Source organism: Brevibacillus nitrificans, assembly GCF_003710965.1.
GTDB lineage: Bacteria > Bacillota > Bacilli > Brevibacillales > Brevibacillaceae > Brevibacillus > Brevibacillus centrosporus.
In genome coordinates this window covers 18,619-34,581 of record NZ_RHHU01000015.1, presented here as the reverse complement: position 1 = coordinate 34,581, position 15,963 = coordinate 18,619, and the positions used below count along the sequence as shown (strand labels likewise).

The following is a 15,963-nucleotide window of genomic DNA, read 5'->3' as shown; positions in this document are numbered from 1 at the left end:
CCTTTGACTCTGTCATTTTCAAGCTCTTACGCTCTAGCGGATGGTCAGCCATTCTGCGATCGGTCCCAAAGCCAGCACGGGCAAGAAAGTCAGTGCCCCCACAATCACGACGGTAGCAATGAGGATGACCAAAAACACGTTATTGTCTGTGCGAAGCGTCCCCATCGTCTCTGGTACCGGCGTTTTGGCAATCAGGGAACCCGCTACTGCCAGCATGGCGATAATGGAAATGTAACGGCCAAACAGCATAACCAGACCGGTTGAAATGTTCCAAAACGGCGTGTTGTCTCCCAGTCCTTCAAAGCCCGAACCGTTGTTGGCTGCCGATGAAGTAAATTCATAGAGCGCCTGCGAGATGCCGTGGAAGCCTGGGTTTGAAATCCCAGCAGTACCCATGTCTGTCGCCAAGGCAATCGCGGTAGGAGCTAGAATGATCAACGGGTGCACCAGAATCGCGACGGCGATCAGCTTCATTTCCCTGCCTTCGATTTTGCGCCCCAAAAATTCAGGAGTGCGCCCGACCATCAGACCCGCGATAAATACGGCCAGGATCGCGTACATGAGGATGTTGATCGTACCCACCCCATCACCGCCAAAGACGCAGTTGAACATCATTTCGCCAAGTGGCACCAGCCCACCGAGAGGCGTCAGTGTATCGTGCATGTTGTTGACCGTTCCGGTAGTAGCTGCCGTCGTGACAGCCGTAAACAAAGCCGTCTGCGCGATCCCAAAGCGAACCTCTTTCCCTTCCATGCTGCCCATCGTCTGAGACAGGCCGGCGCGCTCCAATGCCGGATTGCCGTTTACCTCGGTAAAATACGCGAGAGACAAAAAGGCGAGAAACATAACTCCCATGGCGCCAAAAATCATCCAGCCCTGCTTGCGGTTCTTCAACATGAATCCGAAGGCAAAAGGCAGCGACGCCGGGATCAGAAACATCGATAAAATCTCCAGCACGTTGGACAGTGGCGTCGGGTTTTCAAACGGATGCGCCGAGTTGACTCCGAAAAAACCGCCGCCGTTTGTACCCAAATGCTTGATCGAGACGAGCGAAGCGACAGGCCCACGCGCAATTTGCTGTTCCGCTCCCGTAATGGTCGTCGCTGTCGCCGTCGGTTCCATCGTCTGCGGAACGCCTTGTGAGACGAGCAGCAGAGTCACGATGATCGACAGCGGGATCAGTACCCGCGTGTGCGCTCGGATCAGGTCCACGTAGTAGTTCCCGATGCTGCGCTTGCCTGTCAGCCCACGCATGAATGCCATGACGACAGCGATACCTGTCGCCGGCGTGGTAAACATCAGATAAATAATGACCATCATTTGGGAGAGATAAGACAGTCCGCTCTCCCCGCTGTAGTGCTGCAGATTGGTATTGGTTAAAAAGCTGACAGCGGTGTTGAACGACAGCAGTGGTTCCATCGCTGCAATCCCACTTGGGTTGGCGGGCAGTATACCTTGCAGCCGCAGCAGTATATAAGCAATCGCGACCATCACGATGTTGCTGACGAGAATTGCCATTGCGTACTGCTTCCAGCTCATGTCCGCCAGCCGTATCCCTCCCACCTTGTAAATCAGCCGCTCCGGTCCGCCAAACAGGCGATCCAACCGGGTCTCTTCCAACGCGAATGCACGAGACAAATATCGCCCCATCGGTATGGCCAGCACGAGCAGCACGACCAAAACCAACGCTATTTGCAGAAAATCCACGACAGTTCCTCCTTACGTCTCTGTATAAAATCACTCAGGCGATCCTTTAGTATTTTTCCGGATAGATCAAGGCGTGGCACAGATACAAGGCAAGTGCCGCCATGATCAACAGCAGCAAGATCATTGTTCTTTCCCTCCCTGTTCTCTCACCACGGCGTCACAAAATTGGATGAATCCGGAAAATACACCAAATGAAAGCGCCAAGAGCAATATGGAAACTGCGTCCATTTCTTCCCCCTCCTTCTTCGATTCTTGTACGAAAACGGCAATAAAATAGACCAATGCTTACCATTTCCCCGATAGATCGCCATATAGTGGCAGGGCAGGCGAAACAAACGAACGCTCCCGTTTGCATCACGCGGCCTTAACGATCTTTCCCCGGAGAAAAAGTACTCATTGGTCTACCGAACGCCCAGCTGGCAGTGGTTTGCCCTCTTTGCGTTTTGTCTCCCGTTTCCTTTTTCTTCATAACGGCTTATTCTTTTTTGAGGCAAAACAAAAAGACCTGCAGAATGTTTCGAGCAAAAGTCTTCTCTCCTGCCAAAATGGCAACAAAAAAGGCCTCCTCGAATAGGCGGTCTTTATGACCTCCCTCGCTTTAGCCGACGAAGTTAGCTGACGGGTAGGATGGCGAAAGAGTTTCTCATCCCTCCCACAAAGAATGTGGGATTAACCCCTACTGATTGGGTCCTCCGTTCCCGAATGCCTCGGGATTTGGCCAGAATTTGCAATTGTTGGTTACGAGTCTCATTATACGTCCGGCATAATTGAATGTTAATGTCCTGTTTCTGCCTGTTTCGAACGATTTACGGATTCTTTATTGATGTAAGCGCTTTAACGTCAACAAGCCTCATGCGCTCATGTTATTTCAGAGTTTCTCTTGCTTTTCCGCACAGGAGCGCTAGTTTCGTATCCCGGTGTTTAAGATTTCCACCTCGATTTGCGGAACGATTCGTATTTGCGGATATTCTATTTCCCAATCCATGCCTCTCCAGCGTTTGTAATGATACGCATGGAGCTCCCTGATTTTCTCCTGATCCGCCAGAGACTCGAGGTACAAGCTGGCACACTTTCTATCTCCCAGCGAAAACAATTTACAGATCAGGTAATTTATGCAGGTGGGAGTCTTGCCATAGGTTCCGGTTGACAGCTATCGGACCCCTGAGTAATATAAGGCACAATGATAACTACGGGAGGAATGGCACTTGGCCATCTCTAACAAAAAGAAGCTGGAGGCCGAGATCAGCGAAGCCTTCATCAAGTTTCAGCGGGAATTGATCGGACGAGGCCCCCAGGAAGCCAAGACCTATATTGTGGGAGATATGGTCATCGCGCGGTTTAAAGGGGTACTCACGGTCGAAGAGAAGCACCTCTCCAGTCACGAAAAGGGCCGGCGTATCGTGAAGGAAATGCGCGAGGTCTTGCGGGAGATGTACAGCGAGGAATCCGAGGCGATTGTGGAGAAGCATACGGGGTGCAAGGTACTTTCCAGTCATAGCGACATCAGCACCAAAATGGGAGAGCGCATCGAGGTGTACGTGTTGGACAAGGACCTCGAGAAAATACTGGTCTGAGTCGATTTGGCAAAAACGAAATACATAAAACAAGGCTCCGTCTAATGAGAGGCGGAGCCTTTTCCTTCTTCCATTCTAGCTATCTAGCTGCCGATCTGTACCGCAAGCCACTTGGCCCGATCTTGCTCGGGCAAGCTGAGGATCACATGATTGGCGCCTAGTCGTTTGTATACGCTGACAAAGCTCTGCCGCTGCGTAATGACAAAAATCCGGCGGGTGTTCAGCTGGCGAAACAACGTAATAAAATCGCAGCCCTCCTCCAGTTCATCCACAAATAGATAAACGGAATCATAGGAGTGGTATTCCTCCTGGTTTCGGTAGCAATCGTCAAAGGAGAGAGGGAAGTAACGCTGCGTGTCGTTCGCCCCGCCAGCCTGCGTCAGTGAAAAAGCAGCTGTCTTTGTCTCGAGAAAAGCTGGTTCCTTCCCGTTGCTGAGCGTATGGACAAACGAATGAAATGCATCCCCTTTTCCTATCACCAGACAACGCTTCACAGCAAAGCCCCCTCCTCGTACACGACCGCCCCCCCCAACATCCTGATGGGTCCTAATGTGAAAGGGCTTGGTTATCGGTATGGTGACTTTGATTATACGCTCACGACTGTCGCTTGTGAATGCTCGGATACGGGCTGCTCACGGGATCGCTCCTGTTCTCTATGAACCGCTGCGGCTTCGCCTGATCATGCGCAGGAAAACGGGTCTTTCCGCATTCTCCTATACGCATACCTCTACTTCCACCTGCTGATCATACCCAAACGGCTCGCGGGTATCCGTAACGACCTCCCACTCTTCCTCTCCTACGCGGATGGAATACAGCCATTCTCTCCCCTGAAACTGAGCGTGCCGAACCGTGCCCAGAACACCGCCTGACCCCGCTTCCCACAAACGCAGCTTGAGCTGGTCGGGACGCACCGGCAGCACTTGATGCGCGTGAAATGCGGAGCAGTCGCGCGAGACATGGATCGGTATGGCTCGCTCGCCGTTTGCCAGCAGGAATGTCCTGGCGTCCGCCCAATTTCCTTGGAGGAAGTTGGAGCGACCGACGAACTTGGCGACGAAGGGAGACTGCGGCTCGTAGTAAATGGCATGGGGAGTCCCTGCCTGCTCGATTTGTCCTCCTCGCATCACTACAATCCGATCCGCCATGCCCAAGGCTTCAGACTGATCGTGCGTGACGTAGATGATAGCGGTCCCGAGCTCACGGTGAATATGCTGGATTTCCTTGCGCATTTGCATGCGAAGCTCCGCGTCCAGACTGCTCAGCGGCTCGTCCATGAGCAGCAGGTTGGGGTTGAAAACGATGGCTCGCGCCAATGCTACCCGCTGCTTTTGACCACCCGACAGCTGACTCGGATAGCGGTTTTCCATTCCTCCCAATCCGACCATTTCCAGCATGTCTGACACTCGCCGACGAGGGTTTTCTCTATACTCCGCTGGCACGTGCTGCTGATACTGCAGTGGGAATGCCACATTCTCATAAATCGTCATGTGCGGCCACAGGGCAAAGGACTGAAACACCATGCCAATACGCCGCTCCTCTGGCGGAATCGTCCTCGTTTTATCCGCGACCCGCTCCTGGTTGATCCAGATCTCTCCCTCTGTCGGCGTCTCGAATCCTGCTAGCAGCCGCAGCAAGGTCGTTTTTCCGCACCCGCTTGGTCCAAGCAGCGCCACAAACTCCCCTCGTCCTACAGACAGATCGATATGATGAAGAGCTGTGACATTGCCAAACTGCTTAGAAACGCCAATCGCCTTCGCACTGTTCATTCTTCTATCCTCCGTTGCCATAGTTGTTTCAACCAGCTGCCTGCCGTCAAGACGAGCAGAATCGCTGCAACAATCAGGGTGGACAATGCTGTACTGTAGGTAGTCGAGCCTGCCTGCTCAAAGCTGAAAATAACCACGCCAATCGTTTCGGAGCCAGACGTCCACAGCAGCGAGGAAATCGTCAATTCGGTAAAGGCAGTCAAAAAGACGAGGAATAATCCAGTCAGCATCCCTGGCGAATAGAGAGGCAGAAGCACCCGTCGCCATCTCGTCCCATAACCCGCCCCGTTGATCCTGGCGGCTTCCTCCACTTCTTTGCCCACCTGCATGATCGATACCGTGCTGCTTTTTACCTGCAGGATAAAAAATCGGATGACGTACGAGAGGAAAATGAGCCACACGGTCCCGTACAAGCCCGGCTGCCACCCCGGGATCGGCTCGATCCACGTCAAAATCATTGCCAGACCCAGTACCATTCCCGGCAGGGCATAGGGCAGCGCGATGGCGCCTTCCATAGCCTTTCCTGCAAAGAATGGACGCTGGATACGCCAATGAGCGAACCACGTACCCGCGATCAGGCAGAAAAGACCCGCCATCCCTGCAAGCATGAGGCTGTTGCTGATGGCTGCTCGTGTTCCCGCATGGTTTTGCAGGACGAACTCGAAGTGCTTCCACGTCAGGTTCTCCCAGACAAAGGGCAATCCGTACGCTTTGAGAAAAGCAGTGGACGCCATCGACAATAGCGGCAGCACACTTGTGACCAGGAGGAATCCCCAGACAGCCAGCTCGGCTCCCAGGCGTCTGTTTCCCAAAGGCACGCGGACCGATTTATCGGCTGCACTGGTCTGATCCACTTTGCTTTTTCTGACGATCAGCCATTGCAGTCCCGTTCCGGCAAGCGCGAGAACGGCGAGCAGGATCGACAAAACCGAAGCACGCGCAAACGCACTCGGGCCAAATCCAATCACCTGCTCATAAATGAATGTACTCAGTACAGAAACATTCTCTGGTATTCCCAAAAAAGCCGGTATTCCGAAGTTATCCAGACCGGAGATAAACGCGAGCAAGCCACCTCCCGCTATTCCTGGCAGCGCCAGCGGCAGAGTGACCTTGCGAAACATCAGGTATGCCCCTGCTCCCGAAGAGCGAGCGGCCCACTCCAGCTCTTTGGGGATGCGATGCAGGACAGACAGCGTCAGCATGTACACCAGCGGATAGTGGGTCAAGCCCATCACGACAATGATTCCGTCCAGTCCGTAGACACTCCACAGCTCTACCGGACTTCCCGAAAGCCAGCTCGCCACCCGGTTCAAGACCCCCTGCGGCCCGGCCATCTGTGTCCAAGCCAGCGTCATTACATACGAAGGAATGAGCAGCGGCAAAAGTGCCAGGAGATGAACCGCTCCTTTGAACCGAATATCCGTATAGGCGCAAAGCCAAGCCAGCCCCACGCCAATCAATAGCGCGATAACCGTCGATGCTCCTGCTGCCGCAACGGTATGACCAACTGTATCCCATGTCCGCCCATCTTTCAGTACCTCAGAGAAATACGCCAAGCCGAATCCGGTTTCCGTCTCGACAGAAAGAGCGAGCAGCTTCCACAGCGGGTAGACAAAAAAGAAGGCGACTGGCACCAATACGAGCCACGTCGTCATCTTTTCCGTGGACCAGGAGGCGGCCCATCGTCGCCCCTTGTCCATCTGCTGCTCCCGCTTCGTCAGCGCAGTCTGCAGGTTACTTGCCACCCATCATCTCTCCAAATTTCTTTTTGTCTTCTTCTCTCGCCGCTTCCAGCTCATCGATGCTGGCGGAGAGCACTTTGATCTCTTCGATGGACTTCAAGCCTGCCGGTGCCGCCACTCCTTTGCGAATCGGCGTATAGCCGAGACTCGCCGCCAATTTTTGACCTTCCTCTGAGAGAACAAAATCGACGAACGCTTTTGCCGCTTCCTGGTTCTGGGAGGCTTTCATAATTCCGATCGGCTCTGTGATAACAGGTACACCTTCACTCGGATACACCATTTCTACAGGAGACCCTTCCGTTTTTGCACGCGCAACGAGATAATCGACGATCATGCCGTAATCCTTTTCTCCGCCCGCTACGCTCTTGAGTACCGCGCCATTTCCTTTGATGACCGTCATGGCGTTGGTTTTCAAGCCTTGCATGTAGTCCCAGCCAAAATCAGCTTGGCGTGTCAGTACCCCTACGTTGTAAGCCGCTGCTCCCGAGTAGAGCGGGCTTGGCATGATTGCTTTGCCGGAAGCCTCCGGGCTGGTCAATACCTTCCAGCTGTCTGGCATCGTCTTGACCTTATTGCTGTTGACCGCAAGAACGGTTGCCATCACTTTCGTCCCCGTGTAAGCCCCGTCTGCATCCTTGTAATCCGCTGGAATGTCGGCTGCCTCAGGTGAAGAATAAGACAGCAAGAGATCTTGTTTTTTCAAGCTGGCAAAGGTCGGCGCGTCGGCAACCAGCAGCACATCTGCCTTGACTTGCCCAGCTTTCGCCTCTGCCTGCAAACGACTGACCACTTCCTCTGTTCCCGAGCGGAACAGCTCGACCTTCACATCCGGATACTTTTTCGTGAAGCCCTCCATCAATGCCGCTGCATCCGTATCGGGCTGAGAGGTATAGAAGCTCAGGGTGCCTTCCACTTTTGGCGTAGTCGCAGCCGGTGCTGGAGCAGGTGCTGCAGCCGGAGTCGTGCTAGGGGTCGAAGCGGTTGGGGCCGGTGCAGACTGGCTCCCGCAAGCAGCCAGTCCCACTACCGAGATCGCTGCAAATAAAGACAAGGTCCATTTACGAAGAGTGACGCGTTTCATTCCTGATTCCTCCTAATCATGAGTGGATGCGGATAACGCACTTTGCTTGACTCCCTGAAACCATTTGCTGATTTTGGTCTTCACGGCGATGTTGGTCATGTTCAGCTGAAGCGGAGTAACCGTGATGAAACCATCCCGCAGCTTGAAATAGTCGGACTCCTCATCCTCGAAGTACAGCTCACCCAGATTGTCGGACAGCCAGTAGCAGAGATAGCCCTGCGGATCGTTCATCCCGACATACTGGTAGCGCAGCACATCCATAGCCAGCGGTACTGCAGCTACGCCCTTCACCATCTCCTTTGACAGATAGGGCAGGTTGATATTGAGAACCGTCTCTGCGCTGAGCTTGTGGCTAAACAGCGTTTCAAACACTTCGTAGGCGAGTGGCTCCACGATGGAAAAAGAAGCGTTTGGCTTTAATGTGGCGAGTGAAACAGCAATCGACGGAATCTGGTACATCGCGCCTTCAATCGCTGCCGAGATCGTACCGGAGTAAAATACGTCCCTCCCCAGATTGGGGCCTCGGTTGATTCCCGAGACGACGACATCCGGCTTCTCCTTGAGAATGACCTCGATCGCCATCTTTACACAATCCGCTGGCGTTCCATTGACCGCCCATGCTTCGATCGATGTATCGAAAAAGTTTACTTTGTTTGCCTTTACAGGCGACTTCAGTGTAATGGCGTGGCTGATCGCACTGCGTTCCTGGTCCGGGCAGACGACAAAGACGTTGCCAAAGGGCTGCAGCGCCTTCACCAGACTGAGAACACCAGCCGAAAAAATGCCATCGTCATTGGTCACAAGAATATTCAAGATATGGGAAACCTCCTATCACATTGAGACGCAATCGGGATGCTGCAAAAAAAGCAGGTTTTGCTTGAGTAAGGAAAGATCGCGTGAATCGTCAAAGCCTTCCACTACAACAGGGCAATGCTTCTCCCACAATAGCGGCCAAATCTCCGGAAGGTCGATCTCTCCCGTCCCCAACGGAACATGCAGCTTCGTTGCCGTTGCATCGCTGACATGGATTTTGTCGATGCCATCCAGCTCTTGATAAAATTGCGTCAGCGAGCTGGTGAGCGGAACATGGGCGATATCAAAGGTAGCCGATGTCGGGTAATCGAGCGAGGCGCGCAGCTGATTCAGGTCCGCTGGAGTCACGATCATTTCCTTTGGCAGCGGCTCTATATGCTCGATGGACAACACCCTTCCCAACCGACAGGCTTCCTGTGCCAGCTCGTTGAGACTCTCCGTGAGAATCGGTTCATGCCACCCACGGTTTTTGGCGGACAACGTCACACGCCCCGGATGAACGGTGACACTTTTAGCCCCGATCTCACGGGCAAGCGACAGCGAGCGCTTGATTTCCAGGATCGATTGTTTGCGAATCCCTTGGTTGAGCGAGCACATATTCAAGTCCCAGCTCGCTGCGTGCAAAGTCAGCTTCAGCCCGGAACGCTTCGCCGCATCCTGAATCTCCTGAGGATTGCTTTGATGAAACCAGACGTGCTCCGCCCATATCTCCATTCCTGTAAATCCGTACTGCCGGGCGATCAGGATGGCTGCCTCCACCGGGTACTTCCACATCAGTGTCGAGGAAACATACAACATGCCCACCACTCCTTTACCTCCGCCGGAATCGCGACGCTTCCCACGGGATAAGGATTACGCGAGCCGTGTCCGTGGAAATCACTGCCCCCCGAGCGAATCAGATGATGCTTTTTCGCCTCTCGCTCCCAGAAAGCCATCTGTGCAGCGGAGTGACGGGAGTAATACACTTCGATCCCATCCAGCCCATAATCGAGCAAGGACGCTAGCTTTACCTCAAACGAGTAAATGCCGGGATGGGCTAAAACGGCGATGCCTCCACATTCGTGGGTGTACTCGATGGCATCCCGAGCGGAAAAGGACGGACGAGGGACATAGGCCGCAGCCCCTTTGCGCAAATAGCTGTCGAACAGTCCCTGAACCGAGCTTCCATAGCCACGAGCCAGCAAAGCTTCTGCGATATGCGTCCTTACAATCACGCTGCCTTTTGCCCGCTCCAGGCACTCCTGCGTAGTAATCGACATACCTAATCGATTGCAGCGCTCCACGATCTCACTCACCCACTCGATGCGCTCCTGCTGCCTTTTGTCCATCAGGTGCAGGAGACGTGAATCAGAGATGTCGAAGCCATAGCCCAGAATGTGCAGCTCATCCTCTGGTCCATCGGTATTCCATTCGATGCCCGGCACGATCCGAATGCCCAGCTGCTGGGCTTCCTCCCGCGCTTTCAAATAGCCATCTATGGTATCGTGATCCGTAATCGCGATATGACTGACGTCGCGTGACTTTGCCTCGGCCAGCAATTCCGTTGGCGACATTCTTCCATCCGAAGCCGTGGTGTGCATATGCAAATCCATCATGCCCGTTGCCCTCCCATCCCTACCGTTTTTGCGCTGTTGTTTGATTTCATTGTAAATTCGCTTTTTTAACGAGGTATAAAGGCAGAAACAAGCTTTGATAAAATGAGAAGGCGCTCCTGACGCCTATTTACAGTCGAAACCCTCTTCTTTATGAAGCGGAAGTAAACCATTTACAGATTCTTTACAAATTTGTTCAAAACAAAAAGGCCGATGCGCTATTTCTCTGAACCAGATGGTCCAAAGAAACAGCGGCATCGGCCTTTCCCTAGCTTGCGGCACCCAAAATCGCATAGACAGCGGGTGCCCTCTTTCTATCGTGCTTACACGACGTCGTAGCCTTGCTCCTCGATGGCTTCCTTGATTGCTTCCTTCGACAAGCCGCTCTCGTCATAGGATACTTCAACGGTTTTCGCTGCCAGATTCACTTTGCCGGTAGCACCCAGCTCTTTCAATGTTTTCTCGATGGTGTTGACGCAGTGGTTGCAGGACATTCCTTCTACATTCAGGGTAATGGTTTGCATGATGATCTCTCCTTTGGATTTATCGATATAGTTATGCGGACAAAGCCGCTTGTTGCCTGATTTTTAAGATGTCACCGATTTACAGCTTCACCTTTTGCAGACGCAGGGCATTGAGTACGACAGACACCGAGCTGAATGCCATCGCTGCGCCTGCCAGCCACGGAGCCAGGAAGCCCAATGCGGCAAACGGAATCCCCAGTGTATTGTAGGCAAAGGCCCAAAACAGGTTTTGCTTGATGTTGCGAATCGTCCGCTTGCTCATCTCGATCGCATCGGCTACACTGGTCAGCTCGCCGCGCATCAGCGTGATGTCTGCTGCTTCCATCGCCACATCGGTACCCGTCCCGATCGCCATTCCAATATCGGCAGTAGCCAGTGCAGGTGCGTCGTTGATACCGTCACCGACCATCGCGACTTTTTTGCCCTGTGCCTGCAGCTTTTTCACTTCAGCCGCCTTGCCCTCCGGCAAAACTTCTGCGATGACGTGATCGATTCCTGCTTCACGGGCGATCGCCTCGGCTGTTTGCCGGTTGTCACCCGTCATCATGATCACGGTCAGGCCCATTGCTTTCAAGCGTTCTACCGCCTGTTTGGAGGTAGGCTTGATGGTATCCGCCACCGCGATCAATCCCGCCAGCTTCCCATCGACGACAGCCAGCATCGCCGTTTTCCCCGCCTTCTCCAGCACCAGCATCGTTTCCGCTACAGGCGTAAACGAGATACTTTCCCGCTCCAGCAGACGGCGTGTTCCCACCAGGACATCATGTCCGTCCACCTCTGCACGAATCCCGTACCCAGGGATGGCTTCAAAAGAGGTGGTTTGGGTGAGTGCGATTCCCTTCTCCCCAATCCCTTTCACGATAGCCTGCGCCAGTGGATGCTCGGAGTTTTTCTCAGCGGCTCCCACCAGTGCCAGCAGCTGTTCCTCATTCATTTCGATCGCCAAAACATCTGTCAGCTCGGGCTCGCCTTTTGTGACGGTACCCGTTTTATCGAGAATGATCGTATCCAGGTGGTGTGCGGTTTCCAGATGCTCGCCGCCTTTAAATAGAATACCCAGCTCAGCCGCGCGCCCAGAGCCCGCCATGATCGATGTCGGCGTCGCCAAACCGAGGGCACACGGGCAAGCGATGACGAGTACGGCAATGGCCTTTTCCAATGCCTCGGCGAAATTGCCAGGGACGACCCAGAAATACCAGGCGACGAAGGTCAGGACTGCGATACCTACCACAATCGGCACAAATACACCAGAAATACTGTCTGCCAGACGCTGGATTGGCGCTTTCGTTCCTTGCGCTTCCTCTACGACCTTGATGATCTGCGCCAGTGCCGTTTCCCTGCCTACCTTGGTGGCTTTTACTTTCAAAAAGCCGTTTTTGTTCAGGGTCGCCCCGATGACAGGATCCCCTGCCGCTTTATCGACGGGAATACTCTCACCTGTCAGCATCGATTCGTCTACAGCCGACTGCCCTTCCAGAACCACACCGTCGACAGGAACCTTCTCCCCTGGTTTCACGTGCACGATGTCGCCTTGTCTCACGTCTTCCAGCGGAACGGTCATCTCCACGCCGTCACGTACGACGACAGCGGTCTTGGCTTGCAGTCCCATCAGCTTGCGAATGGCCTCAGATGAGCGGCCCTTCGCCTTTGCCTCAAACAGTTTGCCCAGCAAGATCAGGGTAATCAATACCGCACTAGTCTCGAAGTACAGCTCGAGCATGTGTGCGTGAGTACCGATCGAAGAGATCGCCACATACAAGCTGTAGAAATAGGCGGCAGATGTACCGAGTGCGACCAGCACATCCATGTTGGCACTCTTGTTGCGCAGTGCCTTGTACGCGCCGACGTAAAACTGTGCGCCGATGATAAACTGGACCGGTGTCGCCAAAGCTAGCTGCACCCACGGATTCATCAAGGCATCCGGCAGCCAGATAAACGAGGTAAAGGAAAAGTGGCTGACCATCGACCAAAGGAGCGGGAGCGAAAAGAGCAGCGAGACCCAGAACTTGATCGTTTGCCGCCGAATCTCCATTTGCCGGCGGTCTGCTTGCTCCTGTTCCTTCCCTTCCTCCTTGCGAGCCGCTTGATACCCCAGCTTTTCGACCTGGCGGATGAGATCAGCCGTACCGATCTGCGAAGCATCATACTCCACTTGCGCTGTTTCCAGAGCCAGATTGACATTCGCCTTCAGGACGCCGGGCAGTTTGTTCAACCCTTTTTCGATCCGGGTCGCGCAAGCCGCGCACGTCATTCCGGTAATGTTCAGCTCTACTTTATCTGCAGCCACACCATACCCGAGCGATTCAATTTTCCCGCGGATATGATCCAGATCGGTAACAGCCGGATCGTAGACGACGGTGGACTTTTCCAATGCCAGATTGACATTTGCCGTCTCGACACCCTCCAGCTTTTTGAGACCTTTTTCTATCCGCAGTGCACAAGCCGCGCACGTCATTCCGGATATCGGCACTGTCGCTTCAGCTATTTTGGCACTCATTGTGCGTCACCTCTGGATACCCCTTATGGGTATATTTTTAGGTATTGTTCCCCCAACGCTGTTTCGTTATCACACCTTTACTATACAATACCCCCTTAGGGTATATCAAGTGGGTAAATGAAAAAAAAGCCCCATTTTTCCGGGGCTTTTCCTGAGCGATAGCTCTTGCGCACTTGTGTAGCTTCGTTAGTTTGCTTGGTTCGCTGCTTGCTGGTAGGCCACTGCGATTTTTGCAGCTACCTCTGCATTGTGCTTCACCAAGGCAATATTGGTTTGCAAGCTTTTGCCTTCTGTCAGCTGCTTCACTTTGTCGAGCAAGAATGGCGTTACCTTTTTGCCGGCGATGTTGTTGTCTTTCGCTTCTTTCAGCGCCTGCAGAATCACTGCTTCGATCTTCTGATGATCAAGAGCATCTGCTTCAGGCACCGGGTTGGCGATGATCATACCGCCGTCCAGACCCAGCTTCCATTTTGTATCCATCAAGGTTCCCACTTCTTCCGGGGTATCCAGGCGGAAATCTACGCCAAAGCCGCTTTCACGGGCAAAGAAGGAAGGGAATTCTGCCGTACGGTATCCAACGACAGGTACGCCGTGCGTTTCGAGGTATTCGAGCGTGCGTCCGATGTCCAGGATCGATTTTGCGCCCGCGCATACGACTGCCACGTTTGTTTGCGCCAGCTCAGTCAGGTCAGCGGAAACGTCCCACGTAATCTCGCCTTCGCGGTGTACCCCGCCAATTCCACCGGTCGCAAACATGTGGATGCCCGCGAGCTCAGCTGCGATCATCGTTGCAGCTACGGTCGTCGCTCCGATTTTTCCGCTCGCCAGGATGTATGGGAAATCGCGACGGCTCACTTTTTCTACCGATTTGTTCGTCGCAAACTCTTCCAGCTCGCTATCCGACAAACCGATCTTGATTTTTCCGTTCATGATCCCGATCGTGGCTGGTACGGCTCCGTTGTCGCGGATAATTTGCTCAACCTCTTTGGCCATTTCGATGTTTTGCGGATAAGGCATACCGTGCGAGATAATGGTGGTTTCCAGCGCAACGACTGGCAGGTTGTTCTCCAGAGCGTGACGTACTTCCTCGGTAAAGGTCAGGTATTGTTTCATAGGTTATCTCTCCTTTTCGTATTGGTCTACGGTTTGCTCGAGCTGTTCCGGTCGCAGCAGCGGAGATACCGACTGCTCTGTTTTCAAGGTCAACGCAGATGCGGCCAACCCCAGCTGGCATGCTCGTTCAAAAGATTCTCCATTCACGTATCCATACAGCAGGCCAGAGGCAAAGGCATCTCCTGCTCCCGTCACATCCACTACCTCCGTTGGGTATGGAGTGAACTGCTCGTCTGCATCCTCTGCCTGATAGTAAATGCCTTGCTCACCCATCGTGACGATGACCCGCTTGACGCCGCGTTCCCTGATCTTGCGGCAAGCCTCGGCACACTCCTCGATCGATCCGATGCTCATCCCCGCCAACAGCTCGGCTTCCTCCCGATTGGGCAAAATCGCTTCTACTCCGTCCAATCGCTGTGGAAGCTTTTTGGCTTTAGCAGAAGAGACCGGGTCCACAAAGAGCGGAATACTCTCTTCTCGGCAGCGTTCGATGATGTAGGCCAAGCAATCTGCCGGTACGTTTGTATCCAGGAAAATCGCTTGGGCCGAAGCGATGTGCGACCATTTGTCTGCGTACATCTCAGGTGTCAGCGCATCGTAAATGTCCATATTCGCGAGGGAGACAACCATCTCTCCGTCGATGTCCAGCAGCGCTGTGTACGTGCCTGTCCGCTGGGTAGGCAGTCTCCACACCTGGCTGATATCAACGCCATGCTTACGCGTTTCCTGCAGGATCCATTCGCCTTCCTTGTCTTCCCCGATGCTGGTAAACAGCGAAGTCTTGCAGCCCAGCCTGCCCAGATTCTCGGCGATATTGCGGGCGACCCCTCCGCACGATTCCATGATCGTCACGGGGTTGGAGGAATGCAGGCGCACTTGCTGTTTGCCGCGCGCCTTGCGATCCAGATTGGCGCCGCCGATGCAGGCAATCGAGCCTTCGTCACGCAGTACGTAAGCACGTCCCTTGATCTCGCCGCGCTTGGTTAGCTGCGCGATATAGCCTGCGACAGCCGAACGGGAGATGCCCATGAGATCAGCCAATTCCTGCTGGCTGATAAACGGATTGTGGCGAATATGCTGCAAAATCTGCATTTCTTTATCCACGGTCATCCTCCTTTCTTCCTCAGTAGCATTCACAGCTTCGTTTACAAACAAAAGTCTATCACTTAAACAAAAGTTTTGCAACCAGGTGAAATATGTCTAATTTGCTAACGCGAGGCGGATAACGGCTCGGCATTGGGCAAAAGGGTCCGTCCCAATGAGTACTTGCGAGCGATGAGCATGAATCCCACGGATTGGAGAACAATAGGAAAAAAGACAAGGAGGATTATCATGCCAGATCAACGCCCGAAACAAGCGAAAAAGGACCCGCCGGAATACTTTTATTTTGACCTTTCCGATGAAGGACATGAGAAATTGCTGCAGCGCGAGCTTGAAGAAGCAAATACGAATCCCCTTGCTCCATTAGAAGAGGTAACCAAAGTCGAATACTAAAACACAGCTCTCCCTGACGCTTTTATCTAGGTCAGGGTTTTGTTTGACAAGCCTAAATCA

At 53.4% G+C, this 15,963-nt stretch carries 15 protein-coding genes and 1 riboswitch; of the genes, 2 read left to right on the top strand and 13 right to left on the bottom strand.

The features are described from left to right. Positions 1 to 33: 33 nt before the first annotated feature. Both kdpA and kdpF read right to left on the bottom strand, forming a co-directional pair. Complete coding sequence (gene kdpA, locus EDM59_RS22260; protein WP_122925627.1) at positions 34 to 1,707, bottom strand: potassium-transporting ATPase subunit KdpA; 1,674 nt, start codon at positions 1,705 to 1,707, stop codon at positions 34 to 36. A gap of 46 nt (positions 1,708 to 1,753) precedes the next feature. Continuing rightward, a complete protein-coding gene (gene kdpF, locus EDM59_RS31800; protein ID WP_122925751.1) occupies positions 1,754 to 1,831 on the bottom strand; it encodes a K(+)-transporting ATPase subunit F in 78 nt (25 codons plus the stop codon). Between the two features lie 461 nt (positions 1,832 to 2,292). Beyond that, a riboswitch (cyclic di-AMP (ydaO/yuaA leader) is annotated at positions 2,293 to 2,437 on the bottom strand. Between the two features lie 475 nt (positions 2,438 to 2,912). On the opposite strand from kdpF, the gene EDM59_RS22250 reads away from it, so the two are divergent. Beyond that, complete coding sequence (locus EDM59_RS22250) at positions 2,913 to 3,281, top strand: Na-translocating system protein MpsC family protein (protein ID WP_092270581.1); 369 nt, start codon at positions 2,913 to 2,915, stop codon at positions 3,279 to 3,281. Positions 3,282 to 3,364: 83 nt separating this feature from the next. Here the strand turns inward: EDM59_RS22250 and EDM59_RS22245 are convergent, their stop codons facing one another. The 11 genes from EDM59_RS22245 to EDM59_RS22195 all read right to left on the bottom strand — a co-directional run bounded on the left by EDM59_RS22245 (position 3,365) and on the right by EDM59_RS22195 (position 15,513). Next, positions 3,365 to 3,775 (bottom strand): hypothetical protein, encoded by a 411-nt coding sequence (locus tag EDM59_RS22245; protein ID WP_122925626.1) that lies wholly within the window; start codon positions 3,773 to 3,775, stop codon positions 3,365 to 3,367. Positions 3,776 to 3,994: 219 nt separating this feature from the next. Then, entirely contained in the window at positions 3,995 to 5,047 is a 1,053-nt protein-coding gene (locus tag EDM59_RS22240; protein ID WP_122925625.1) for an ABC transporter ATP-binding protein, read from the bottom strand. Further along, entirely contained in the window at positions 5,044 to 6,792 is a 1,749-nt protein-coding gene (locus tag EDM59_RS22235; RefSeq protein WP_246011187.1) for an ABC transporter permease, read from the bottom strand. Before EDM59_RS22235 ends, EDM59_RS22240 begins: the two co-directional genes overlap by 4 nt. After that, complete coding sequence (locus EDM59_RS22230) at positions 6,782 to 7,870, bottom strand: ABC transporter substrate-binding protein (RefSeq protein WP_122925624.1); 1,089 nt, start codon at positions 7,868 to 7,870, stop codon at positions 6,782 to 6,784. The genes EDM59_RS22235 and EDM59_RS22230 overlap by 11 nt, the downstream gene beginning before the upstream one ends. Before the next feature lie 12 nt (positions 7,871 to 7,882). Next, on the bottom strand, positions 7,883 to 8,683 hold the full coding sequence (gene surE, locus EDM59_RS22225) for a 5'/3'-nucleotidase SurE (RefSeq protein WP_122925623.1): 801 nt from the start codon (positions 8,681 to 8,683) through the stop codon (positions 7,883 to 7,885). 18 nt (positions 8,684 to 8,701) lie between these two features. Then, entirely contained in the window at positions 8,702 to 9,481 is a 780-nt protein-coding gene (locus EDM59_RS22220) for a sugar phosphate isomerase/epimerase family protein (protein ID WP_122925622.1), read from the bottom strand. Then, positions 9,457 to 10,278 carry a PHP domain-containing protein gene (locus tag EDM59_RS22215; RefSeq protein WP_122925621.1) on the bottom strand — a complete coding sequence of 274 codons (822 nt, stop codon included), beginning with the start codon at positions 10,276 to 10,278 and terminating at the stop codon, positions 9,457 to 9,459. Before EDM59_RS22215 ends, EDM59_RS22220 begins: the two co-directional genes overlap by 25 nt. 320 nt (positions 10,279 to 10,598) lie before the next feature. After that, positions 10,599 to 10,799 (bottom strand): copper ion binding protein, encoded by a 201-nt coding sequence (locus EDM59_RS22210; RefSeq protein WP_122925620.1) that lies wholly within the window; start codon positions 10,797 to 10,799, stop codon positions 10,599 to 10,601. Positions 10,800 to 10,878: 79 nt separating this feature from the next. Beyond that, complete coding sequence (locus EDM59_RS22205; protein ID WP_122925619.1) at positions 10,879 to 13,296, bottom strand: heavy metal translocating P-type ATPase; 2,418 nt, start codon at positions 13,294 to 13,296, stop codon at positions 10,879 to 10,881. 186 nt (positions 13,297 to 13,482) lie between these two features. Further along, positions 13,483 to 14,409 carry a pseudouridine-5'-phosphate glycosidase gene (locus EDM59_RS22200; protein WP_122925618.1) on the bottom strand — a complete coding sequence of 309 codons (927 nt, stop codon included), beginning with the start codon at positions 14,407 to 14,409 and terminating at the stop codon, positions 13,483 to 13,485. Between the two features lie 3 nt (positions 14,410 to 14,412). Continuing rightward, the gene (locus EDM59_RS22195; RefSeq protein WP_122925749.1) at positions 14,413 to 15,513 is read right to left on the bottom strand and encodes a carbohydrate kinase; all 1,101 of its coding nucleotides are present in this window, start codon (positions 15,511 to 15,513) and stop codon (positions 14,413 to 14,415) included. Positions 15,514 to 15,741: 228 nt separating this feature from the next. On the opposite strand from EDM59_RS22195, the gene EDM59_RS31190 reads away from it, so the two are divergent. After that, positions 15,742 to 15,903: a hypothetical protein gene (locus EDM59_RS31190; protein WP_183193002.1), complete on the top strand. Its 162-nt coding sequence runs from the start codon at positions 15,742 to 15,744 to the stop codon at positions 15,901 to 15,903. Positions 15,904 to 15,963: the final 60 nt, after the last annotated feature.